This window comes from Pedobacter montanisoli (genome assembly GCF_022809115.1).
Taxonomy (GTDB): Bacteria; Bacteroidota; Bacteroidia; order Sphingobacteriales; family Sphingobacteriaceae; genus Pedobacter; species Pedobacter montanisoli.
In genome coordinates this window covers 880,108-904,501 of the sequence record NZ_JALGBH010000002.1, presented here as the reverse complement: position 1 = coordinate 904,501, position 24,394 = coordinate 880,108, and the positions used below count along the sequence as shown (strand labels likewise).

Here is a 24,394-nt window from a genome sequence, read left to right as displayed (position 1 = left end):
AAAATTCAATAAAAATGAGACATAATTTTGGTGCTGGTCCATGTATTTTACCACAAGAAGTATTTAAACAAGCTTCGCAGGCAGTTTTAGATTTTAAAGATGGTTTATCTATTCTGGAAATTTCCCATCGTACGCCTGAGTTTGAGGCCGTAGTAAGTGAAACGGTATCCTTGGTTAAAGAATTATTGAATGTTCCTTCAGGATATTCGGTTTTATTACTACAAGGTGGTGCAAGTATGCAATTTGCTATGGTTCCGATGAATTTATTGCCGGAAGGTAAAAGTGCTGCTTATCTAGATACAGGGGTTTGGGCAAATAAAGCAATTAAGGAAGTGAAAAATTTTGGTACGGCCAATGTAGTGGCCTCATCAAAAGATTCTAACTATTCTTTTATTCCAAAAAACTTTGAAGTTCCTGCCGATAGTGCTTATTTCCATTATACATCAAATAATACCATTTATGGAACAGAATTATTTGATTTACCAGCTGTGAATGTTCCTGTGGTTTGCGATATGTCGTCAGATATCATGAGCCGTACAATAGATGTTTCAAAATACGATTTAATTTATGCAGGAGCCCAGAAAAACATTGGTCCTGCAGGATTGACCATCGTTATTGTAAAAGACGAAATTTTAGGTAAAACAGGCAGGTCTATTCCTTCTATGTTAGATTACAGATTACATATTGAAGGAGGTTCTATGTACAATACTCCGCCGGTATTTTCTATTTATACTGCCATGCTAAACCTTAGATGGTTAAAATCTAAAGGTGGGGTAGCAGAGATGGAAAAAGACAACATAGCCAAAGCCAGAGCGCTTTATACAGAAATAGACAGAAATTCTCTTTTTAAAGGAACCTGCGCTGTAGAAGACCGCTCTAGAATGAATGTTTGTTTTGTAATGGAAAATCCTGATTTGGAAAAACCGTTTTTAAAATATGCAGATGAAAATGGATTTGAAGGATTAAAAGGACACAGAAGCGTAGGCGGTTTCAGAGCTTCTATGTACAATGCCCTGCCAATTACAAGCGTACATGCTTTAGTTGAATTAATGCAAAGTTTCGAAGAAAAATATAAATAATTTATGATCAGGATACTCGCCAATGATGGCATTGACCCAATTGGGAAACAACTTTTAGAACAAGCCGGATTTACGGTAGATACCGAAACTATTGCTCAGGATCAGCTTGCTGAAGCTTTAAAAAATTATGATGGTATAACTGTACGCAGTGCTACAAAGATCAGAAAAGAACTGATTGATGCCTGTCCTAATATCAAACTAATAGGCAGGGGCGGTGTAGGTATGGATAATATCGATGTAGAATATGCACGTAGTAAAGGTATTGCGGTGGTAAACACACCTGCAGCCTCCTCTCTTTCTGTAGCAGAACTGGTATTTTCTCATTTGTTTACCGGAGTTCGCTTTTTACAGGATTCTAACCGCAAAATGCCGGTTGAAGGTGATACAAATTTTAATGCGCTGAAAAAAGCTTATGCCAAAGGCACTGAGCTGAGAGGTAAAACTTTAGGTATTATCGGTTTTGGTCGTATAGGGCGTGAAACAGCTACCATAGCTTTAGGCTTGGGAATGAATGTTTTGGCTTATGATCTATACCCGTTTAATGGAAAAATTACGTTGAATTTAACTCAGGGCATCAAGGTTGATATTCCGGTACAAACCGTATCGCTTGAAGAAGTGATCAAAAACAGCGATTTTATTTCGTTGCATACTCCATTTGCAGATAAGCCAATATTAGATAGAGATGCTTTTAACCAAATGAAAAAAGGGGTAGGCATTGTAAACTGTTCTCGTGGCGGTACTGTTGACGAAAAAGCTTTAATCGAAGCATTGGATAGCGGAAAAGTAGCCTTTGCTGGTTTGGATGTATTTGAAAATGAACCTACACCTGATAAAGCTATTTTAAGCCATCCTAAAATCTCTTTAACACCGCATATAGGTGCTTCTACCAACGAGGCACAAGAGCGCATTGGTGAAGAGCTGGCAAATCTGATCATTAATCATTTTAAAGGATAAGATTTAAATAGATGATTTTTAAAAACCTTCGGAACATACCGGAGGTTTTTTTATAAGAATATATTGCAAGCAAGCATAAAGGATATTATCTTAGAAAAATCTAACCAATATAAAAAATGCCGGTAATCAAAGCTTTTAAGGCTTTAAAACCATCACAAACTCTTTTAACAAGAGTAGTTACCCGTCCGCTGGATGATTACAGCACAGGACAGGCAAAGCTTATTTTGTCTGAAAACGAGCATAACTTTTTGCACCTTATTAGTCCCGAATTAGACCATCTTTATTTACGGGGATCGAGAACAGAACTGGTTTATAAAAAGATTACTGAAAACTTAGAACAGTTTATTGATAATGGCACATTAATATTTGAAGAAAAACCGGCCATTTATATTTATCAGGTAGAACATAACGGGATTAAACAAACAGGTATATGGACATTAACCGATATTGAAGAATATTTTAAGGGAAATATCAAAAAGCATGAAAATACCGTTGAGCGTAGGGAAAAAGCTTTAGCAGAATACATACAACAAAGTAATTTAGATGCAAACCCGGTTCTGATCACCTATCCTAAAAATCAGGTTATCAATAATCTGATCAACAATTACTTATTGAAATCTCCTGATATCGATTTTACTTTTAATGATCTTTCTATTCATAAAATATGGGTAGTAACAGACAATGCAGATGTAGCATTGTTTATTAAAACTTTTGCAGACATAGACCAGGTTTATATTGCAGATGGACACCATAGAGCAGCATCAATGGCTAAAATGTGCAGACAGAAGCGCATAATCAATGGTGAAAGTAAAACGGCTGATTACAACTATTTCTCTACCGTTTATATGGATACGGAAGAAGTAAAAATACTACCTTTTTATCGCTTGGTAAGAGATTTGGCAGATTTAACAGAAAAAGAGTTCATCCATCAAATAACTAAACATTTTTCAATTGAAAAGCTGAGAAATTATAGCCAACCTCAACAATTGCATGAAATGAATATGTATTTGCCTTCTGGCTGGTACAAATTAAAAGTGAAGCCCGAATTTATCATTAATGATCCGGTTAATTCATTAGACGTTAGCATTCTGCAGGAATTGATACTTGCACCTATACTAAAGATTAATGATCCAAGAACTGATGCCCGCTTAACTTTTGAAGGTGGTAGAGCAGATATTGAACACCTGATCAAACAAGTAGATAATGGCATACAAGCCGTTTTGTTTAGTTTACCCCCTATAACGGCGCAACAGGTTATTGATGTTGCCGATGCAGGACTGGTTATGCCGCCTAAATCTACTTTTATAGAGCCTAAATTCTTAGTGGGATTGTTGACCAATTATTTTAGGCATTGATCTCTTTTGCCTTAAGGTAATTGATAAGTACCCAGTACCTGAAACCTAAAATAGCTTTTTCATAGCCTTTTAACCGATTAGGATCTTTTTTGAATAAACTGGGCAATAACAGCTTGTTCAATTGATTTAGCATACCGAAGGCTATTTTTTTCATTTTACTTGTATACTGCTGATATTAGATTTTTTGGCATTCAGTTTAGCTTTTCGCAATAATAAGAGCAAGATAATAATGATAATTACAGCTAGCACAATTGTTAAGGTTTTATAGTCGGAGTTTTTACTAATCTTATTGTTATAGTTTAAAAGCTCGTCATTTTTTAATTGAAGATCGCGGATAGTGGTCTTAAAATTAATAATACGCTGTGTATTGAAATCGGCATCTGTTTGTGCCTGCTTAAACTGTATATCTTTATATTCGAGCAATACTTTCAGCTCCTGAAAAATATTGTTATCGTTCATCACAACAGTTCTCAGTATTTCGTTTGAATTTCTGATATCCTGTTTGGTCTGCAAACCAAATATACCTGTTCTGGCTTTTAAACTTTCGTCATATTGACTAAACTTTGCACTTCGTTCTGCTAACATACTGTTGATTTTAGCTCTTTGTATGTTATAGGCAGAAGTGTCTTGCGCTAAAGCAATTTTAGCTGAGAAAACAAAAAAAAGCAAGAATAGTATAGGTCTTTTCATTTCATTAAGTTCTAAAACTAAAGTAAAGATAAACTCCAGGCTTCGGCTCTTTGTACAAAATTTGGTTTTACTACCGCCCATGTTTCTTTAAACAATGCTGAATGTCTATAGTTTTCTAAGTGTTCTTCATTTTCCCATTTACTGATGGTAAAGAATATCGCTGGATTGGCCTTGTCTTGAAAAAGATTTACTTCTGTACAACCCTTAAAGGCTTCAATTTGAGGTTTTAATAAAACAAAAGACTGTTTAAAATCGGCAATGTACATTTGATTAAAATGCATTTTTACAACTCTCGTAAGCATATGGGTAAGTATGAAAATTAAGAATGAAACTCTACTCTTACAATATCATTAAGGTGCAGGCCTAATAAACCGCTGGCTTTACCTTTATTAATGGCAATTTCCAGGTGATTACTGATTCCGAACAAACAAAGCTTTTCACCTTCAGGTACTTCGTTATAATGCCAGCTTAATTGGGTAATGGTTTCGTTTTTTCTGAAATAAAGCGTAAAATCACGGTTTTTCTGAACCTTGGTAAACAGATCTTTGGTAATATTGGTAATTACGTTGCTGAACGTATCCACAAAAATAACGCTACCTCTTATAATATCCTTTTCAATTACAGGGTGTAAGAGCATTTTCTGTTCTACATCAGAAGCAGGAATACCTATCTCTGTTAGACTACCGCCTTTAGCCAGATGCACGGCACCTTTAACCAAAATATCTACAAGCGGAAAATGGAGAAACTTAAGATCCTGCATGATATTAAGCTCTACGATCTCGTCAGGCGCTTCATTAAATAATAAAGAAAAAATGCCATTATCAGCTCCTACAAAATAATGCCCTTTATACTTTAAAGCAATGTATTTGGTGTTTTCATTAAAAACAGAATCAATGCCAATCAGATGCACTGTGTTCTTGGGAAAGTAGGTATAAGAGTTTTTTAAAACGAAAGCCGCGTAGGAGATATTGAACGAAGGTACTTCGTGTGTAATGTCTATAATATTAACAGTAGGTAGATTGCTTAAAATGCTGCCTTTTAGCGCAGCCTGATAAAAATCTTTCGTACCCAAATCTGTTGTTAATGTGATTATAGCCATTAAAAATTAAATATTATTTCTTATTCTTGTGTACAGGCAATTTGCCTACAAATATTCAACTTTTAAATTGAATTTAATACCCATTTAAATAAAAATACAATATTTTGAACGAAATTAAGCTTACCATCGATACAGCCGACCAAATTCAGTTTTGGGGAGCCAATAATGAGCACTATGAGATGATGAAAGCCGCTTTCCCTAAATTAAAAATCGTGGCTCGTGGTAATGAAGTTAAAGCTCTTGGCGATTCAGAAGAACTCAAGAATTTTGAACAGAAAATTCAACTTTTAGTAGAACATTTAGAAAAATACAGAACGCTTACACCTCATGATATTCATGGTATTTTAGGCGCTAAGGCAAGTGAAGTTCCTGCTGCAGACGGAGCTGTAAAAAGCAATGGAGGCGGAGGTGAAGTAATCGTTTACGGTAACCATGGTCTAATGGTTAAAGCCAGAACTGCCAACCAACGTAAAATGGTAGAGAGCATTGGCAAGAATGATATTTTATTTGCCATTGGTCCTGCAGGTACAGGAAAAACCTATACTGCGGTAGCCCTTGCCGTAAGAGCACTTAAAAATAAAGAAATCAAACGTATCATTTTAACACGTCCGGCGGTAGAAGCAGGAGAGAACCTGGGTTTTTTACCCGGCGACCTTAAAGAAAAAGTTGATCCTTATCTGCGTCCCTTATATGATGCGCTGGATGATATGATCCCTCCTGAAAAACTGAAGATTTATCTGGAGAATCGCACTATAGAAGTAGCTCCACTTGCTTTTATGAGAGGCCGTACTTTAGATAATTGCTTTGTGATTTTAGACGAAGCGCAAAACTCAACTGATATGCAGTTGAAAATGTTTTTAACCCGTATGGGACCGACTGCAAAATTTATTGTAACCGGAGATGTTACGCAGGTAGATTTACCTAAGAAAACACAATCGGGTTTACATAATGCACTTCGCATTCTGGCCGATATCAAAGGAATAGATATCATTTACTTAAATGGAGAAGACGTAGTAAGGCATAAACTGGTTAAACAAATCTTAAAAGCTTACGGCGATATTCAATAACCTAAAATCTTAAAGTTTATACATCCGAAATTAAGAGGTTAAGCCAATTAATTTCGGATTTTTTGTTTTCTGAAACTAAACTTAAAACCTCCGGCTTCGGACTTTACGTACTTTTTTACTATTTTTATAGCCTCATGAAAGCAGTTAAAGAAACCCATTTTAATTTTCCTAAACAGAGCAATTTTTATAAAGGCAAGGTAAGAGATGTTTATACCATTGATAATCAGTTTTTAGCAATGGTGGTAACAGACAGAATCTCTGCGTTTGATGTAGTATTACCAGAAGCCATTCCCTATAAAGGACAAGTTTTGAATCAGATAGCTGCAAAATTTTTAGCAGCTACCAAAGATATTGTACCTAACTGGGTTTTAGCAACGCCCGATGAAATGGTTACCATAGGTCGTATATGTGACCCTTTTAAGGTAGAAATGGTGATCAGAGGATATTTGGCAGGTCATGCTTGGCGTGAGTATAGCTTAGGTAAAAGAACAATATGCGGTGTATCCTTACCAGAAGGGCTTAAAGAGAATGATAAACTCCCTGAACCCATCATTACGCCTACAACAAAAGCAGCAGTAGGGCATGATGAAGATATTTCGAGAGCAGATATATTGGCTAAAGGTATTGTAAGCGAAGAAGACTATATTCAATTAGAAAATTATACGAAAGCCCTTTACCAACGTGGTACCGAAATGGCTGCCCAACGTGGGTTAATTTTAGTAGACACCAAATACGAGTTTGGTAAAGCAGAAGATGTGATTTATTTGATTGATGAAATCCATACGCCAGATTCGTCAAGATATTTTTATGCAGAAGGTTACCAAGCAAGACAACAAAACGGAGAGGCCCAAAAGCAATTATCCAAAGAATTTGTGCGTAAATGGTTAATTGAAAACAATTTTCAGGGTAAAGATGGGCAGATAGTTCCGCAAATGACAGAAGAGATCATAGGTTCAATATCCGACAGATATATTGAATTGTATGAACAGATAACAGGAGAGCAGTTTGTAAAAGATAATTCTGAAAATTTGCTGGCAAGAATTGAAGAACGTACAACTGCTGAAATTAATAAACTTATACAGGCTTAATTAAGAGATTTAAAGATGAAATTTTCAACAGATAAACACGAAAAATATGTAGTTATAAAGTTAGATGAGAACAAATTCACTAACGATAACACACCAGCATTAAAATCTGAATTTATCCTATTAAATACAGAAGGTTTTAGAAACATTGTGCTTGATCTTTCAGAAGTTACAGAATGCAATGATTCACAAGATTTGAGCTGCTTATTGGTAGGAGATAGGTTATGTAAAAGTGCTGACGGTGTTTTTGTAGTTTGTGGCGTAAGCAAGAATTTAGCGCAAATTATAAAAATGTCTAACATTCATCAGTCAGTAACTTTTGTAAATAAACTTGACGAAGCTACAGACCTGATATTTATGGAAGAAATTGAGAAAGAATTAAGAGGAAGTGTAGATAAAGGTTAAGGGATGAAGTTTGAGTTGACTATTTTGGGTAGCAGCTCAGCTACACCTGTTTATAACCGTAATCAAAGTGCACAACTGCTTAATTGTAATGATAGTTTTTATTTAATTGATTGTGGAGAAGGTACGCAGCAGCAACTGATTAAATATAATCTTAAGGCAGCTAAAATAGACCATATCTTTATCAGTCATTTACATGGCGATCATTTCTTTGGCTTAATAGGATTACTTTCAAGTATGCACTTAGGCGGCAGAAAGAGAACAATCCATATCTATTGCCCTGAGCCACTCAAAGAAATCCTGGATATACAATTCAAATATTCGGAAACGTTATTGAATTTCCCCATACAGTACCATTTTACCCATACCGATAAACCAGAAGTTATTCTTAAAAACCAGGATATAGAAGTAGAAACTATCATTCTGAACCATCGCATACCTTGTACAGGCTTTAAATTTTCGCAGGTAAAACGTTTACGAAAACTGATCATAGAGAAGCTTGAAGCAGATCATATAGGAAAGGAATATTACCATCTTATTAAGCGAAATAAAGAAGTAATCCTACCTGATGGAAGAATAATAAAAAATGAAGATTATACGATAGATTCACCTCGCCCACGTAGTTACGCTTATTGCTCAGATACTATGTTTGATACAAAGTATTTCAATAGCATAAAACATTGTGATACATTGTATCATGAATGTACTTTTTTACATGAACTTTTAGAAAGAGCGCTTTCAACGCATCATACCACAGCATTACAGGCAGGTGAAGTAGCCAAAATCAATGAAGTTGGAAAATTGATTATAGGCCATTTTTCTTCGAGGTACAAAGTATTACAACCTTTATTAGATGAAGCAGCAAGTATATTTGAAAATACTGAGTTGGCTAAAGAAGGTGCTATTTATCAGCTTTAATCTAAATTAACTAAAACCTAACATTAGGCTAGGCCATTCAATTTTTTAACCATCTAACATATCTAAGAAAACCTAAGGATCACAAACTCCCACTCTTTTCTATCTCAGCATCTCTTAGGTGGTAAAGAATATATTATATTTCAGTTTTTTATATTGTATAACACCATTTTTAAAATATGAACATAAAAAATAATGCCTCCTATATGGAGGCATTATTTTATAAATTATTTCAACGTTAGTGTTGATTAGTTGTCTTTTTTATTTCCTCCTCCAAAAACAGAGAAGTGAACATAACGCTTAGGATTGGCTTTTAGATCAATCATTAAGGCATCCAGATTTTTAGAAGCGTTATTTAGATTATCGTACATCTGTTTATCATTTAACAATGCGCCCAATGTACCTTTTCCACCTTTTATGTCATTGATCATTGTTTGCAGATCAGCAACTGCTTTATTGGCATTGGTTACGGTCTGCTGGAAATTCAAGGCAGCAAACTTATCGGTAACGTTGTTAATGTTTGCTAAAATAGCATCAATTTTCTGACCATTGTTTTTAAAGTTAGCAGTAATCGCTTCTACATTCGATAAAATAGCCGATAACTTAGAACTTTCAGAACCTACCAGATTATCTACTTTTTTAGAAGTGGCCTCTAAAGAACCTAAAGTAGAAGCAATGCTGGTAAAACTTTTATCAATATTTTTCTGGAAGTTAGGATTAAGAATTGTATTTACGCTGCTTAGGATTGAGTCCATTTTAGCAATGATCAGTTCTGCTTTTTTCTGTACAGGTTGCATGCTTTCCATCAAGCCTTTTTGCACATTGGTTTGTAGCGCATCGCCATCCTGAGCTATATTCTTATCGTTACCTAAGGTAAGCATAATCGCTTTACCTCCTAAAAGATCCGTACTTTCTAAACGTGCAACAGAGTTCTTAGGTATTTCGTACTGGCTCTGAATGCTCAAAGTAGCTTTAATCGAACCATCGCCCTGCAGTTCTAAAGCGGCAACTCTTCCTATTTGAAAGCCATTAATCAGAACAGGTTTAGAAACGGTTAAACCATCAACCTGCGGATAGGTAGCATAAAGTTTAGTTTCTTTGGTAAAGATGCTATTACCCTTTAAGAAATTATAACCAATAATAAGCAGAGTAATTGCTAACGCAGCCAATATACCTACTTTAGTTTCGTTTTTAATTTTCACTTAGTTTGCTGTTTACTTAAATTTCAACTAATTTTTTATACTGTAAAATGGCATTTGTAATGGCCGTTACGATTTCTTCCTGACCTTCTGGAGAGTTGATATAATCTTCTTCTTCAGGGTTGGATATAAAACCGATTTCGGTCAAAACAGACGGCATAGCAGCACGTTGTAATATCAATAAGCCTTGTTCTTTAACACCTCTGTTTACTCTTTTGTTTACGTCGGTATAATTTTTTTGAATTAAACCAGCTAAAGTAATACTCTTGGCACGGTATAAAGACTTGTACAAAGATAGTAAAATTTGCTCTTCCGGTTCTGTAGGTTCGCTGGTTTCCTTCTTTTTGTAATTCTTGTCTTTAATAATTTCTTCATTTTCCCTTAAACCTGCATCCATTTCGTTGATACGTCTGTACGCACCCACAAATGTTTCGGTACCCTTGGTAGTATGATTACCTTTAGGCATAGAGTTACAGTGTATAGAGATAAATATATCCGCTTTGGCATCATTAGCAATTTCAGCTCTTTTATACCAGTCAACATCTACATCTGTTTTACGCGTTTGAATAACTTTTACATGAGGCAATTCTTTTTCTAACCTGGCACCTAATTTTAAGGCTACTTTTAAAGCTACATCTTTTTCCCATGAATATTTTCCTCTTGCACCTGGTTTAACACCACCGTGCCCAGCATCAATTACAATAGTTTTGATTTTATAAGTTTGCGCGCAAGAGCTAAACGGCTTAATTAAGAATAAAAGTGATAGCGTAAAGAATATCTTAAGAAATTTCATTTGTTCGTGTTAAAACAGCAAAAATAAAAATAAAACCTTTAAATTTCCACACTTTGCTGATATGCTTTTATTGCTTTTAACAGGCAGTTTGTAATTTCAATTTGCCCGGCTTCAGAATTCATGTAATTTTCTTCATCTGGGTTACTGATAAAACCTATTTCAGTTAAAATAGCAGGCATCCCGGCTCTTGCTAAAACAGCTAAACTTTTTTCCTGTACTCCTCTGTTAATGCGGCCTACGTTTACATATTCATCCTGCACAAACTTAGCCAGTTTTAAACTTTGAGTTCTGAAGGTATTTTTCATTAGTGAAAGAATAATAGCACTTTCAGGATCGTCGCTGTTAAAGCCTTCATAATTTTCCTTGTAGTTATCTTCCAAGAACATGGCAGCATTCTCTCTCTTGATTACATCGTCCTGCTCACTTAAACGGCCAGTACCCGAAACAAAGGTCTCAGTTCCTCTTGTAGAAGTACTTTTAGCATAGCGTGTTTTGTAAATAGGTACTCTTTTGCCTTTCTTGGTTTTGGTATAACCATCAATATACCTTGTAGATACCACCGGCATATCATTACAGTGGATAGAAATGAATAAATCTGCCTTCATCGTATTTGCTAAAGCGATTCTCTCATATAGAGGAATAAAAACATCTTCGGTTCTGGTATAAATAACTTTTACACCCGTAAGATTTTCTTCAATAAGCTTACCTAAACGTAAAGCTGTTTTCAGAGCTACATCTTTTTCTGTTGAGTATAAACCTCTTGTACTGCCATCTTTACCACCATGTCCGGCATCAATTACAATAGTTTTAATTTTATACCCTTGCGCAAACGATTGATTTTCAATTAAAAAAAAACTTGTGGATAAAATAATTGTGTACAATAATGTTTTTAGATTCATCAATGGTATATTTTTCATTAATTTTGAACGTTTTAGCATAAAGATTATTGCAAAATAAACATTCATAAACTAATTTGAAACTTTCTGCGGGTACCATTTTTACATTCATACTACTTATATCAGTTTTAATAACTGATAATGAAGTGTTTGCTTTATCTAATTTTAAATTTCAACAAATTCCGGGACAGGCAAAACCTAATAAAACAGATACCACTAAAAACACTAAAGTTCTAAAGAAAAGTTCTCTCGATTCAAAATTAGAATATTACGCAAAAGATTCAATCAATACAGATATGGAGAAAGAGATTTCATACCTGTATGGTGGCGCACGTGTGGTTTATGAGGGTTTTGAATTAGATGCCGATTTTATCAGATTCGATTCTAAAAATAAGATCATTTTTGCCAGCGGCGTTAAAAGTGAGAAAGGTAAATATGTTGGCCGACCGATTTTTAAAATGGGAGAGGAAGGAGCTGCAATTGCTGATTCATTAATTTATAATACCCAAACTAAAGAGGGTATTGTATATAGTGTATATAAAGAACAGGAAGGTGGATATTTCTCTGGGGGTAAAACCAAAATGCAACCCGATCATGAGTTTCACGTAGCAGGTACCACATACAGCACCTGTAACTTACCAGAGCCTCATTACGGCATTCATATTACCAAAGGTATTGCCACAGAAAATCATATTCTTACCGGACCAGTTTATATGGAATTTGAAGGTATTCCCATGCCCTTAGGCTTACCTTTTGCTTTTTTTCCAAAGCCCAATAAAAAAGCATCGGGTTTTATATTGCCTACGCCTGGAGAAGATGCAACCCGTGGTTTTTCTTTAACAAATGGAGGTTATTATTTTGCATTTAACGATTATATGGATGCACGAATAATGGGTAACATTTTTACTAACGGTTCATATGATCTTAATCTTACCAGTAATTATACCAAACGTTATAAGTATAACGGCAACCTGAATTTTGCTTATTCAAGTACACGGAATGGTTTGGAAGGTACACCCCAGTACAAGCCACAAAAGAATTTTAATGTAACCTGGTCTCACAGTCAAAACCCCAATGCAAGACCCGGAACTACTTTTAGTGCTTCTGTAAATGCAGGTACAAGTAGTTATTATTCTGTTACAGCAGCAAATGGCACTTATGATGCCAATGCCATGTTACGTAATACCATGAGTTCAAGTATATCTTATGGTAAAGTTTTTGGCGATGGTTTATTCAATTTCACTTCTGCATTAAGACATTCGCAGGAAACGCAAAGTAAAACTATTAGTTTAACATTACCTGATGTGAATTTAAACATGGCTACCATTAGCCCTTTTGATTCTAAAAAAAGCGTAGGGGAAAAGAAATGGTACCAAAAATTAACGGTAGGTTACGGTTTTCAAGCCAGTAATACTGTAAGTACCAAAGAAGATTTGCTATTTACACAAGATGGTTTAAAGCGATTTAAAAACGGCTTTCAGCATACAATTCCAATCAGTTTACCCTTTAATTTGTTTCAGTACCTGAATTTTAACAGCAGTGTGAACTATACAGAACGCTGGTATATGCAAACTATTGAAAAGAAATATATCAGAAATGTACCTTCTGATATTGTGGTAACAGATACTTTAGATGGTTTTAAACGTGCAGGAGAATATAATTTAAGTATGGGGATGACCACTAAATTATATGGCCGTAAAGATTTTAAAAACTTAGGAGGCATCAAAGCTATAAGACACGTTATGACTCCTTCTATAAGCTTTACCTATAAACCTGATTTTGCCAGTATTAAAAATACAGTTTACAGAGATCAACAATATTATATAAATGACTTACGTCCCGGTAAACTGGTGCCTACCAATGAATATGTAAGAGATGCTAATGGAAATATCCTTAAGTATTCTACTTTTGAACAGGGAATTTATGGGGGGCCATCGCAGGGAAAACAAGCCAGTATAGGTTTCTCTTTAGATAACAACGTTGAATTGAAAGTAAGGTCAAGCAAAGACACTACTGGAAACGGAGAACGTAAAATACAGATCTTACAAGGCTTGTCTTTATCAAGTTCTTATAATTTTGTACAACCGCAAAAGAAATTAGCCCCAATTAATTTTGGTGGAAGATCCCAGTTTACAGATAAACTGGGAATCAATTTTGGTGGTACTTTCAGTCCTTATCTGGTTGAGCAGGTAGCATACACTACCGGAACAGGAGCCAATCAGGTAACCACTTATTCTTATCAGGAAGTAGATAAATACACCTGGACAGAGGGTAAATTTCCGCGTTTGGTAAGTTTAAACCTTTCATTCGATTACAGCTTAAATCCTGAAGCCATTAAAAGCCATCAGAAAAATGTAGATAATCTCCGCAATGATGTATCTAATAACAGAACTGCAGAACAGGCAGAACAATTAGCAGCCATTAGCCGTGACCCGAATGCCTTTGTTGATTTTAATATTCCATGGAACATTAATTTTTCTTATAATTTCAACTACAATAACCCTTTAAGTATGGCGGCATCAAGAAGTATAACCAATACGGTTAACTTTAGTGGTGATTTCAATTTAACGTCTAAATGGAAAGTACAATTCAGATCAGGTTACGATTTTAAAGCCAATAACCTTTCACAAACTTCATTTGCTATTTATAGGGATTTACATTGCTGGGATTTGAGTGCCAATTGGGTTCCTTTTGGTATATATCAGAGTTATTCTATTGATATACGTGTTAAAGCATCTATTTTGCAGGATCTGAAATTGAGTAAGCGTAAAGGTTATTATACTACTTATTAAAAATGACCGCAGAAATTATAACTATTGGTGACGAGATACTGATTGGGCAAATCGTTGATACCAATTCAGCATGGATGGCTGCTCAACTAAATAAAGTTGGCATTGCTGTTAAACAAATCACTTCTATCTCAGATGAAGCAAAACATATTGCACAGGCGCTGGATGAAGCACAAAGCAGAGCCGATATTATACTGATAACGGGGGGATTAGGACCTACAAAGGATGATGTGACTAAATTTACATTGGCACAATACTTTAACATGAAGCTGATCAGGCATGAAGCCACGCTAAAACATGTAGAAGACTTCTTTGCTAAACTTAACCGTCCAATGTTAGAGGTTAACTGTAAGCAAGCCGATGTTCCTGACGGCTGTACGGTAGTATTTAATAAATACGGTACCGCACCAGCCATGTGGTTTGAAAATAATGATAAAATCATCATTTCTATGCCGGGTGTCCCTTTTGAAATGATGCATATCATGGAAGAAGAGGTTATTCCCAAACTACTGGATCGCTTTAATATGCAAAGCATTGTGCACAAGGTTATTTTAACCGCAGGCTTAGGCGAATCTTTTCTTGCCGAACAGATTTCTGATATTGAAGAAAGTCTCCCTGATTACATCAAACTGGCTTATTTACCTAAACTGGCACAAGTTAGATTAAGATTAAGTGCCTATGGCTATCAGAAAGAAGCCTTAGAAAAGGAAGTTGAGCATTTTGCCAATCTGATTGTTGAAAGAGTAAAGCCTTATGTGGTCGCTACCGAAGATATTACCTTAGAAAAAGCTATTCTGAATTTAATGGAGCAGCACGGCTTAACATTAAGCACTGCCGAAAGTTGTACAGGTGGATATATTGCACATCTCATTACCCAACATCCGGGTTCTTCAGCCGTATATGCCGGAGGAGGAGTAACCTATTCTAATGCCTTAAAACAATCGGTACTGGGAGTAAACGAACAAACCTTAGCTAATTATGGCGCTGTAAGTGAGCAAACTGTTAGTGAAATGGCCGGCGGAGCAGTTAAACATTTTAATACGGATTATGCCATTGCTGTAAGTGGTATAGCCGGACCCGACGGAGGAACCCCAGATAAACCTGTAGGTACTGTGTGGATTGCAGTAGCCAATAAAAACCAGGTAAAAGCCAAACATTATCTGTTCAGTAATAAACGACAACAAAATATAGAAAGAGCAGCTACAGCCGCTTTAACCTTATTATTTATGTTCTTAAAGCAAGAATTACCATAAAATATCATTAAAAAATGTAATTTTGCCAAAACAAATTTTCTTTAATCAATATGGCTCAATACGAATTATTGTTACCAAAAATGGGAGAGAGTGTTGCAGAAGCAACCATTATCAAATGGACCAAACAACCTGGTGACCTTATTAAATTAGATGATACTGTATTAGAAATTGCTACAGACAAAGTTGATTCAGAAGTTCCATCTCCGGTTGAAGGAAAGTTGGTTAAACAGCTTTTTAATGCTGATGATGTAGTACAGGTAGGCGCTGTTATAGCGATTATAGAAATTGAGGGTAACGGTAGTAACCAGGAAGAGCAATCTACCCAAATACCTGTTAATGCTGAAAGTGAACCTGTAAAAACAGAAGATATACCAGGAGTGGACCAGATCCAGACAACAGCAGCTCCGGTTGTACAAGACTTTAAAAGTTCAGAACGTTTTTATTCACCTCTGGTTAAAAATATAGCCAGCCAGGAAAATATAAGTGTTGCAGAATTAGATCAGATCAAAGGTAGTGGTGCCGAAGGTAGATTAACCAAAGATGATCTTTTAAATTATATTAAATCTAAAAACGGAGGATCTGCTCCTCAGGCAGCTCCGGCTCAGCAAGCCGTTTCTAAACAAGCTGAAGCTCCTAAAGCTACTCCTGCAACAGTGAGTGTAAGCGGAGGAGATGAGATCATAGAAATGGACAGGATGCGTAAACTGATTGCCGATCATATGGTAATGAGTAAACAAACTTCTCCACATGTAACTTCTTTTGTTGAGGCCGATGTAACCAATATGGTTTTATGGCGCAATAAAGTGAAGAAAACTTTTGAACAACGCGAAAACGAGAAAATAACTTTCACACCTATATTTATTGAGGCTGTAGCAAAAGCCATTAAAGATTTCCCGATGATCAACGTATCTGTAAATGGTACACAGATCATTAAGAAAAAAGATATCAATATAGGTATGGCTGCAGCTTTACCAAGTGGAAACCTTATCGTACCTGTAATCAAAAATGCAGACCAGTTAAATTTATTAGGCTTAACAAAAGCTGTTAACGATTTGGCTAGCAGATCAAGAGCCTCTAAATTAAAACCGGATGAAACACAGGGTGGTACTTTTACCTTGACTAATGTAGGTTCTTTTGGTAACGTAATGGGTACTCCAATCATTAATCAACCACAGGTAGCTATTATGGCTGTTGGTTCCATTAAAAAGAAACCCGCTGTATTAGAAACAGAATATGGTGATGTAATTGCAGTAAGACACATGATGTTCTTGTCTTTATCTTATGATCATAGAGTTGTTGATGGTTCTTTAGGTGGATCTTTCTTACGTAGAGTTGCCGATTATTTAGAGAACTGGGATATTAACAGAGAAATCAACTAAAAAAATATAATACCTGATTAAAAGCTGTCCTTATGGGCAGCTTTTTTATTTTAAAGAATTCTATAAATAAAAAACAGCCCTGTCTTTTAAGATCAGGGCTGTCAAAACAAAACAATATAAATTTAATTTACTAACAGTTCTTCTTGTGCTATAGCCTCTATGCTTTGTGTACTATAAATGATTCTTCCGGTTTGTGCAATAAACACATCTTTTGTTTGAAACAGCTCATTGTTTTCCAGTAAGCTTTTTAGCGTAACTGTACCAATAACATATTTGTAATCATTACGGGCAAAGCGTTCTGAAATATCAGTAATGTTAAGTTTTTCTAAAGTGTACTCGTGCTCGTAACGCAGGTAAACCTCAAGACTAACTTTGTCTGTATAAATTAAACCACTTTTCTGATGGTACTTTTTATACTCGTATTTATAATCATATCTTAAAGCTGCAATATCAGACAATACAGCAGCTCCGGTTGGGTGTCCGCCGGCTCCTTTACCAAAGAAAAACTGTTTGTCTGCAAAAGCTGCTTGTACAGTTACGCCGTTGTATTCATTTTCAACGTTGTACAAGAAATCGTCAGATTTAACAAATTTTGGTAAAACAAAGGCAATGATCTGTTTAGAACTGATTTTACGTGCAGTAGGTACCAGCTTTATTTTTACATTTTTCTCTTTGGCATATTGTATATCCTCATTTTTAAGGTTCTGTATACCAACATTTAGTATCTCTTCAGGTTTAATGAACAGACCATAAGCGTGAGCTGTGGCAATGGTCAGCTTAAATTTAGGGTCATAACCTCCCACATCCAATATAGGATCAGTTTCTGCAAAACCTAATTCTTGTGCATGTTTTAGCGCAATATCATAACCAATACCTTCATTAAATATCTTAGACAAGATATAATTTGAAGAACCATTAAAAATTCCAGTTATGGCATGAAGCAGCTCGTTATCATAATATTCTTCTAAATTTCTGATAATAGGAATACTACCGCATACTGCGCCTTCATATAAAAGTGATGTTCCGTATTGCTGTTGTAAACTCACCAGTTCTTCCAGATGGGCGGCAATCATTTTTTTATTGGCAGAAACCACATTTTTTCCGGTACTTAATGCTTTCTTAGCTATTTTATAAGCTGCATCTGAATCATCAATCAGTTCAACAATGGTGTTAATTTCAGGATTATCCAGCAGTTCATCATGATTTGTAGTGAAAAGTTCTGCCGGTAAACTGCGTTTCTTGTCTTTATTCTTAATAGCGAATTTTACAATTTCGAGGTTTAGGTTTTGGCTCTTTATAATATCATAAAGGCCTTGTCCAACCACCCCAAAACCAAATATTCCGATTTTTAATTTCTTGCTCATGTCTTAATCTTCTCAGGCAATATGTTGTAGTTTTAAAATTTTATTACGTGAATTCTCTTTCAAAAAATTTCCGACGATTTTGGTTAATTTATCTGTTTCTATTAAAAAGCCATCATGTCCGTAGGCACATTTAATCACACTTAATTCTGCATCAGGTATGTGCTTAGCCAAAAACTCCTGTTCGGTTAAAGGGAAAAGGAAATCATTCTCAATTCCTACAACCAATGTTTTGGCTTTTACATGTTGCAAAGCATCGGTAACGCTTTTACGACCACGACCAACATTGTGGCTATCCATAGCTCGTGTTAAATACCAATAGCTATAAGCGTTAAATCTTTTAATCAGTTTTTCACCCTGGTAGCTCTGGTAGGAGGCAGCTCTGAAATCTCTGAGTTTATCGTTATTGCTTTCTACCTGCGTTTCTGCATAAGCATCATAAGTTCTATAAGATAAAAGTGCCATGCTTCTTGCTGCTACCAAACCTTTCTGACCTCCATCAGGTTTATTGGCAAAAAAAGTTCGATCTGCAGCAATGGCTAAGCGCTGACTCTCGTTAAAGGCAATACCCCATGATGAATGAACAGCATTGGTTGCCACCAAAATGAGATGCTCAATCTCTGTTTGAGCCGCTAAAGTCCATTCTAAAGCCTGTTGCCCGCCTAATGAACTGCCCAATAAGGTATTGATCTTTGTAATCCCCAAATGCTGGGCTAAAAGCTGATGCAAAGCACTCAGATCTCTGATGGTAAACTCCGGAAAAGACAAGTAATACGGTAAGCCATTTACAGGATTTATGCTCAAAGGGCTGGTTGTGCCATAATGAGATCCTAAGATGTTTGCACAAACGATGAAATGTTCATCAGGATTAAACAAAGCCTTGTTTCCAAACAAACCTTTCCACCAGTCAAAAACATCGGCATTAGCAGTTAAAGCATGACAAACCCATATTACATTGCTTTTATCACTATTCAATTTACCGTATGTCTGGTAGGCAATTTCAAGGTTACGCAGCTTTTTGCCATTTTCCAGTTTAAAAATCTTAGGATATTTATAGATTAACGTATTACTCATGGTCTTTTTACCGGTATTTTAGTTTTAGTTAAGGGCGCTAAAGGCTTGTTCAAAATCTGCTTTTATATCATCGATATGCTCTATACCAACCGATACACGAAGTAGGTTAGGGGTAACTCCTGCTTCAACCTGTTCTTGATCGCTCAATTGCTGGTGTGTAGTGGCAGACGGTTGGATGATCAGTGTTTTAGCATCACCCACATTAGCTAGGTGGCTTACCAATTTTAAATGATCTACCAGTTTTGTAGCGTTTTCTTTACTGCCTTTCAATTCAAAAGACAGAACCGCACCAAAACCATTTTTCAAATATTTTTTGGCATTTGCATGGTAAGGACTACTTTCAAGACCCGGATAGTTTACTTTTGATACTAAAGGATGTTGTTCTAACCATTTAGCTAAAGCCAACGTATTTTCAACGTGTCTCTGTACTCGTAATGATAAAGTTTCTAATCCCTGCAATAATAAAAATGAATTAAAAGGAGACTGGGCAGGACCAAAATCTCTTAATCCTTCAACACGTGCCCGGATAATGAACTGAATATTACCAAAAGGTCCATTCTGACCAAAAACATCATTAAAGACTAAGCCATGATAACCTTCTGAAGGTTCTGTAAACTGCGGAAACTTACCATTGCCCCAATTATAATTGCCTGCATCTACAATTACACCACCAATACTGGTTCCGTGCCCACCGATCCATTTTGTTGCAGATTGTACCACTACATTTGCCCCATGCGCAATAGGTTGGAATAAGTAACCTGCCGCACCAAAAGTATTATCCACTATTAAAGGTAAATCGTGTTTTTTAGCAATAGCCGATATTTTTTCAAAGTCTGCAATGCTGAAAGAAGGATTACCTATTGTTTCTAAATAAATAGCTTTGGTATTGGCATCTACTTTTTCTTCAAAATCGTTAGGCTGATCTACATCTGCAAATTTTACGGTAATACCTAAACGTTTAAAAGCTACTTTAAACTGGTTATATGTTCCTCCGTATAAATGAGATGATGAGATAAAATTATCTCCGGCCTGAAGAATATTATTTAAAGCGATAAACTGCGCTGCCTGACCTGAAGATACAGCTAAAGCTGCAATACCACCCTCAAGCGCTGCCACACGTTTTTCAAAAACATCACTCGTAGGATTCATAATACGAGTGTATATATTTCCAAACTCTTTAAGCGCAAACAAATTGGCTCCGTGTTCTGAGTTATTAAATACATACGAAGAGGTTTGGTAAATTGGAACAGCTCTTGATCCGGTTGTTGCATCTATATCTTGACCTGCATGTACTTGCAGTGTTTCAAATCTTAAATTTTCTGACATGGTTGTTAAATGATTAAATTTTAGAACTAAATATTATTTACAAAGCATCACGTACCCTAAGCTTATAGGGCCTTCCAAATTGATAAAGCAAAAGGGAAGATTTTTAGAACATATACATGCCGAAGCACATACACATATGCTGATGCATATTACAACAAGTGTTGCGTGTAATAACAGTTGAAAGTGTTGCTTTACCCGTTTGGAGTAAAATTGGCTTTCTGAGTTCTAATTTTAATGAATTTACGGTTTTCATTGTATTCAATTTATATTTCCAAATTACACCATGTAACTTGGTCAGGATTTGGCACCTTCTCTTTTAGAGGGTTGCCAGTGGGTCATAGAGCCTGTCTCTCACCACTTCTTTATAAATCAAAACCTTAACCAGGTTGTTGACTATGGCTTTGGTATAATTACCAAATGATGTTTCAAATATCAGTACTTTTTAATTGAAATACAAAATAAAATTTTGATTTTGTTTTAAATATCTGTAAGTCAATAAATTAATTTAATTAAAAACAAGTTCTAGATAGTTTTTTAAACCTATATTTTAGCTAAAGCCTGATCAAGATCATTGATCAAATCATCAATATGTTCTAATCCTACAGATATCCGAATTAAATTTTGTGGTGTTTTGGTATCAGGTCCTTCAACCGATGCTCGATGCTCTATTAAACTCTCAACCCCCCCTAAACTGGTAGCTTGCGCAAATAGATGAACATTGTTTACCACTTGTCTGGCTTGTTTACTGCCGCCTTTAACCAAGATAGAAAGCATGCCTCCAAAATCTTTCATCTGTTTCTTGGCAATATAATGCTGTGGATGACTGGCTAAACCTGGATAAAATACCTGTTCAATTTTAGGGTGCTGTTGTAAATAAGCTGCCAGTAAACGGGCATTTTCACAATGCCCCTTAATGCGGTAAGCCAGGGTCTTGATACTTCTTAAAAGCAAAAAGCAGTCGAAAGGAGAGGGAACAGCCCCACCTGTTTGTTGTATATTTTTAATATCGCCCCAAAATTCATCAATTTCTGCAGTGGTAAGTGCTCCACCTAAAACGTCACTATGACCACCAATGTATTTTGTAGTGGAGTGCATTACAATATCAGCACCCTGTAAAATTGGATTTTGTAAGATAGGCGATGCAAAGGTATTGTCAACCGCAAGCTTAATCTGGTGTTGTTTAGCAATTTTAGAAATTTCTTCAATATCGCATACTTTTAATAAAGGATTAGAAGGTGTTTCAACCCAGATCAGTTTTGTATTTTCATTGATTTTTGATTTTAGTAGCGCCAAATCAGTCAGGTCTATAAAATCGAAAGATAAGGTTTGTGCAAATACAGTAGTCAGTTGTTTTTTAAAACCCCAGTACATATCATCAGGAGCAATAATATGTGTGCCCGGTTTTAATGCCTGAAAAATAGTCATCCCCGCCACGTTTCCAGAAGCAAAAGCCGCGGTATCCTTACCTTTTTCAAGATTGGACAATACTTTTTCTAAAGCACTACGATTAGGATTACTTACCCTGCTGTACATATGTCCTCCGGGATAAGCTCCATCTTCTCCACGATAAAAAGTTGTGGATAAACTAATGGGCATAATCACATCACCTGTGTTACTTTTTGCTACATCTGAAGCATGTATGGCTAAGGTCTCGGGTTTCATAACAATATAAAATATTTATTTTTAGGCTTTTGAAACAATTCTAATTTTTTGAATGTGTAAATATCACAAAATGGCAAGATTTATGTTAATACATTTGCAAATAAATTAACTATTGAAATAATTACGGTGTATAAACATCATAACGCCGTAGATTAAACAACAAAATTGAAATGATATGAGAAAGTTATTTTTAGTAATCGCATTGTTCTGTACAGCATTGGTAGTAATGCAGAGCTGCTCTCCAAAAACAACAACATCAGGTACAACTGCTGCACGCAGAGGTGATGTAAATGGAAACTGGACATTAAACAATGTTAGTTTTGAAGGTATCCCTGAGGTAGCCGTTAGATCGTTCTTAGGTGAAAATTCTTACAAATGTTTTGTAGGCAGTACCTGGGTATTAACAAACAGTGGTAATGGTAGCTATAGTTTACCTAACAGCGCTAGTTGTAGTGCAAAAACACAAAACATTTTCTGGTCTATGAATTCAGCAGAAGGAACTTTCCAGTTTAAAAAATTATACGAAGGTGATAAAGCTAAAAATGTAACAGAAGGTTACCGTTTACAGTTAAGCAGTTCAACTAATGATATGTTAGTACTAAAATCGCCTATTGATTATAGTGGAAGAACAGCTTATATTGTTTTAACGTTTAACAAAACTATGAAATAATCATCATAATTAAATATGTTAGAAGAGGGTGCTTTTTATAGCGCCCTTTTTTATTTCGGGTACACATTGATGAATTAGCTGTTGTTTTTACAAGAAAATGATGTTCAATATTGTACTTTTGCATTAATCAAAATTCTAAAAAATTGCAGACATTAGATATTTTACTCAGCAATAGCGGCTTAGATCCTAACTTAAAAGCAATAGCGCAAAAAGTAAAAAACAACGAGCGTATTACCTTTGATGAAGGTGTTTATCTCTATGAAAAAGCAGAACTGTCTTATCTTGGCATTCTTGCAAATTACATCAGGGAGCAAAAGCATGGCGACAGAACCTATTTTAACCGTAATTTTCATATAGAGCCTACCAATATTTGCGTGTACGATTGTAAGTTCTGTTCATACAGCCGTATGATCAAGCAACGCGAAGAAGGCTGGGAAATGGATGTTGAGGGTATGATTGACATCTTAAAAAAATATGACAATGAACCGGTTACTGAAGTACATATTACAGGTGGAGTAGTGCCAAAACAAAATCTTGAGTTTTATTCAGAATTTTTCAAAAGAGCAAAAGCACACCGTCCTGAACTGCATATTAAAGCCTTAACTCCGGTAGAATATTATTATATCTTTAAAAAGGCTAAATTATCACATTACGACGGAATGAAGCACCTCAAAGAAGCAGGTTTAGATTCTATGCCTGGTGGTGGTGCAGAAATTTTCCATCCTGAAATAAGACAACAGATTGCTGCCGATAAATGTACGGCAGAGCAATGGCTGGATATACATGAACAAGCGCATAAATTAGGCATGCGTTCTAATGCCACCATGCTTTATGGGCATATAGAACAATTCTGGCACAGAGTAGATCATATGGAGCAGTTACGCCAGTTGCAAGATAAAACCGGAGGCTTCCAGGCATTTATCCCGCTCAAATTCCGCAACCAGAATAACCAGATGAGCCACGTGCCCGAGGTTTCGGTAATAGAAGACCTTAGAAATTATGCTATTGCCCGTATATATCTCGATAATTTTGATCACATTAAAGCTTACTGGGCTATGATCAGTAGAGAAACGGCACAATTGAGCTTAAACTTTGGGGTAGATGATATTGATGGTACTTTAGATGATACCACCAAAATTTATTCAATGGCTGGTGCCGAAGAGCAAACACCTGCCATGAGTACCAAAGAACTGGTAGATCTGATTAAACATGTTAACCGCAAACCTATTGAGCGTGATACGCTTTATAACGTGGTTACCGATTATACAGATGTAGTTTTTGAAGAAGACAATAAACCTTCTTATTATAAATTACCTGTTGTCAACTAATCGCTGTTTTTCGACAAA

At 35.8% G+C, this 24,394-nt stretch carries 23 protein-coding genes and 1 riboswitch; of the genes, 12 read left to right on the top strand and 11 right to left on the bottom strand.

Annotated features, from left to right (window positions below; all coding sequences use genetic code 11):
* Nucleotides 1–14: 14 nt before the first annotated feature.
* The 3 genes from serC to MMF97_RS11725 all read left to right on the top strand — a co-directional run bounded on the left by serC (nucleotide 15) and on the right by MMF97_RS11725 (nucleotide 3,388).
* Nucleotides 15–1,079: a 3-phosphoserine/phosphohydroxythreonine transaminase gene (gene serC, locus MMF97_RS11735; RefSeq protein ID WP_243362549.1), complete on the top strand. Its 1,065-nt coding sequence runs from the start codon at nucleotides 15–17 to the stop codon at nucleotides 1,077–1,079.
* A 3-nt stretch (nucleotides 1,080–1,082) separates the two neighbouring features.
* Complete coding sequence (locus MMF97_RS11730) at nucleotides 1,083–2,033, top strand: D-2-hydroxyacid dehydrogenase (protein WP_243362548.1); 951 nt, start codon at nucleotides 1,083–1,085, stop codon at nucleotides 2,031–2,033.
* A 116-nt stretch (nucleotides 2,034–2,149) separates the two neighbouring features.
* The gene (locus MMF97_RS11725; RefSeq protein ID WP_243362545.1) at nucleotides 2,150–3,388 is read left to right on the top strand and encodes a DUF1015 domain-containing protein; all 1,239 of its coding nucleotides are present in this window, start codon (nucleotides 2,150–2,152) and stop codon (nucleotides 3,386–3,388) included.
* Here the strand turns inward: MMF97_RS11725 and MMF97_RS11720 are convergent.
* Genes MMF97_RS11720 through MMF97_RS11705 form a run of 4 tightly spaced genes read right to left on the bottom strand, consistent with a single transcriptional unit; the run spans nucleotide 3,378 to nucleotide 5,177 of the window.
* Nucleotides 3,378–3,542: a hypothetical protein gene (locus MMF97_RS11720; RefSeq protein ID WP_243362544.1), complete on the bottom strand. Its 165-nt coding sequence runs from the start codon at nucleotides 3,540–3,542 to the stop codon at nucleotides 3,378–3,380. The genes MMF97_RS11725 and MMF97_RS11720 overlap by 11 nt on opposite strands.
* Nucleotides 3,539–4,078, bottom strand: a complete 540-nt coding sequence (locus MMF97_RS11715) for a hypothetical protein (RefSeq protein WP_243362543.1) — start codon at nucleotides 4,076–4,078, stop codon at nucleotides 3,539–3,541. The genes MMF97_RS11720 and MMF97_RS11715 overlap by 4 nt, the downstream gene beginning before the upstream one ends.
* A gap of 17 nt (nucleotides 4,079–4,095) precedes the next feature.
* Nucleotides 4,096–4,380: a putative quinol monooxygenase gene (locus MMF97_RS11710; protein WP_394801168.1), complete on the bottom strand. Its 285-nt coding sequence runs from the start codon at nucleotides 4,378–4,380 to the stop codon at nucleotides 4,096–4,098.
* 17 nt (nucleotides 4,381–4,397) lie between these two features.
* The gene (locus tag MMF97_RS11705; protein WP_243362541.1) at nucleotides 4,398–5,177 is read right to left on the bottom strand and encodes an SAM hydrolase/SAM-dependent halogenase family protein; all 780 of its coding nucleotides are present in this window, start codon (nucleotides 5,175–5,177) and stop codon (nucleotides 4,398–4,400) included.
* 104 nt (nucleotides 5,178–5,281) lie between these two features.
* Here MMF97_RS11705 and MMF97_RS11700 point away from each other — a divergent pair, with 104 nt between their 5' ends.
* The 4 genes from MMF97_RS11700 (at nucleotide 5,282) to MMF97_RS11685 (ending at nucleotide 8,649) form a co-directional block, all read left to right on the top strand.
* The gene (locus tag MMF97_RS11700) at nucleotides 5,282–6,244 is read left to right on the top strand and encodes a PhoH family protein (RefSeq protein WP_243362540.1); all 963 of its coding nucleotides are present in this window, start codon (nucleotides 5,282–5,284) and stop codon (nucleotides 6,242–6,244) included.
* Between the two features lie 134 nt (nucleotides 6,245–6,378).
* Nucleotides 6,379–7,332, top strand: coding sequence for a phosphoribosylaminoimidazolesuccinocarboxamide synthase (locus MMF97_RS11695; RefSeq protein ID WP_243362539.1), 954 nt, complete (start codon nucleotides 6,379–6,381; stop codon nucleotides 7,330–7,332).
* 15 nt (nucleotides 7,333–7,347) lie between these two features.
* Nucleotides 7,348–7,734: an STAS domain-containing protein gene (locus tag MMF97_RS11690; protein ID WP_243362538.1), complete on the top strand. Its 387-nt coding sequence runs from the start codon at nucleotides 7,348–7,350 to the stop codon at nucleotides 7,732–7,734.
* 3 nt (nucleotides 7,735–7,737) lie between these two features.
* Nucleotides 7,738–8,649 carry a ribonuclease Z gene (locus MMF97_RS11685; RefSeq protein ID WP_243362537.1) on the top strand — a complete coding sequence of 304 codons (912 nt, stop codon included), beginning with the start codon at nucleotides 7,738–7,740 and terminating at the stop codon, nucleotides 8,647–8,649.
* Between the two features lie 245 nt (nucleotides 8,650–8,894).
* Here the strand turns inward: MMF97_RS11685 and MMF97_RS11680 are convergent, their stop codons facing one another.
* Genes MMF97_RS11680 through MMF97_RS11670 form a run of 3 tightly spaced genes read right to left on the bottom strand, consistent with a single transcriptional unit; the run spans nucleotide 8,895 to nucleotide 11,555 of the window.
* Nucleotides 8,895–9,848, bottom strand: a complete 954-nt coding sequence (locus MMF97_RS11680) for an MlaD family protein (RefSeq protein WP_243362536.1) — start codon at nucleotides 9,846–9,848, stop codon at nucleotides 8,895–8,897.
* Between the two features lie 16 nt (nucleotides 9,849–9,864).
* A complete protein-coding gene (locus tag MMF97_RS11675; protein ID WP_243362533.1) occupies nucleotides 9,865–10,638 on the bottom strand; it encodes an N-acetylmuramoyl-L-alanine amidase family protein in 774 nt (257 codons plus the stop codon).
* Nucleotides 10,639–10,676: 38 nt separating this feature from the next.
* Entirely contained in the window at nucleotides 10,677–11,555 is an 879-nt protein-coding gene (locus MMF97_RS11670) for an N-acetylmuramoyl-L-alanine amidase family protein (protein WP_243362531.1), read from the bottom strand.
* Between the two features lie 125 nt (nucleotides 11,556–11,680).
* Here MMF97_RS11670 and MMF97_RS11665 point away from each other — a divergent pair, with 125 nt between their 5' ends.
* The 3 genes from MMF97_RS11665 to MMF97_RS11655 are packed head-to-tail and all read left to right on the top strand — an operon-like array spanning nucleotide 11,681 to nucleotide 16,955.
* Nucleotides 11,681–14,326: a putative LPS assembly protein LptD gene (locus MMF97_RS11665; RefSeq protein ID WP_243362529.1), complete on the top strand. Its 2,646-nt coding sequence runs from the start codon at nucleotides 11,681–11,683 to the stop codon at nucleotides 14,324–14,326.
* A gap of 2 nt (nucleotides 14,327–14,328) precedes the next feature.
* Nucleotides 14,329–15,576 (top strand): competence/damage-inducible protein A, encoded by a 1,248-nt coding sequence (locus MMF97_RS11660; RefSeq protein ID WP_243362527.1) that lies wholly within the window; start codon nucleotides 14,329–14,331, stop codon nucleotides 15,574–15,576.
* Nucleotides 15,577–15,626: 50 nt separating this feature from the next.
* Nucleotides 15,627–16,955 carry a dihydrolipoamide acetyltransferase family protein gene (locus MMF97_RS11655; protein ID WP_243362525.1) on the top strand — a complete coding sequence of 443 codons (1,329 nt, stop codon included), beginning with the start codon at nucleotides 15,627–15,629 and terminating at the stop codon, nucleotides 16,953–16,955.
* Between the two features lie 122 nt (nucleotides 16,956–17,077).
* Here MMF97_RS11655 and MMF97_RS11650 read toward each other — a convergent pair whose 3' ends face one another.
* The 4 genes from MMF97_RS11650 to MMF97_RS11635 form a co-directional block, all read right to left on the bottom strand.
* Complete coding sequence (locus MMF97_RS11650) at nucleotides 17,078–18,319, bottom strand: homoserine dehydrogenase (protein WP_243362523.1); 1,242 nt, start codon at nucleotides 18,317–18,319, stop codon at nucleotides 17,078–17,080.
* A gap of 12 nt (nucleotides 18,320–18,331) precedes the next feature.
* A complete protein-coding gene (locus MMF97_RS11645) occupies nucleotides 18,332–19,390 on the bottom strand; it encodes a homoserine O-acetyltransferase family protein (RefSeq protein WP_243362521.1) in 1,059 nt (352 codons plus the stop codon).
* A gap of 24 nt (nucleotides 19,391–19,414) precedes the next feature.
* A complete protein-coding gene (locus MMF97_RS11640; protein ID WP_243362520.1) occupies nucleotides 19,415–20,716 on the bottom strand; it encodes an O-acetylhomoserine aminocarboxypropyltransferase/cysteine synthase family protein in 1,302 nt (433 codons plus the stop codon).
* Between the two features lie 260 nt (nucleotides 20,717–20,976).
* Nucleotides 20,977–21,087: riboswitch (SAM riboswitch) on the bottom strand.
* Nucleotides 21,088–21,256: 169 nt separating this feature from the next.
* Complete coding sequence (locus tag MMF97_RS11635) at nucleotides 21,257–22,378, bottom strand: trans-sulfuration enzyme family protein (RefSeq protein ID WP_243362518.1); 1,122 nt, start codon at nucleotides 22,376–22,378, stop codon at nucleotides 21,257–21,259.
* 175 nt (nucleotides 22,379–22,553) lie between these two features.
* On the opposite strand from MMF97_RS11635, the gene MMF97_RS11630 reads away from it, so the two are divergent.
* Nucleotides 22,554–23,048 carry a lipocalin family protein gene (locus MMF97_RS11630; RefSeq protein WP_243362516.1) on the top strand — a complete coding sequence of 165 codons (495 nt, stop codon included), beginning with the start codon at nucleotides 22,554–22,556 and terminating at the stop codon, nucleotides 23,046–23,048.
* A 143-nt stretch (nucleotides 23,049–23,191) separates the two neighbouring features.
* Nucleotides 23,192–24,376 carry an aminofutalosine synthase MqnE gene (gene mqnE / locus MMF97_RS11625; protein ID WP_243362514.1) on the top strand — a complete coding sequence of 395 codons (1,185 nt, stop codon included), beginning with the start codon at nucleotides 23,192–23,194 and terminating at the stop codon, nucleotides 24,374–24,376.
* Nucleotides 24,377–24,394: the final 18 nt, after the last annotated feature.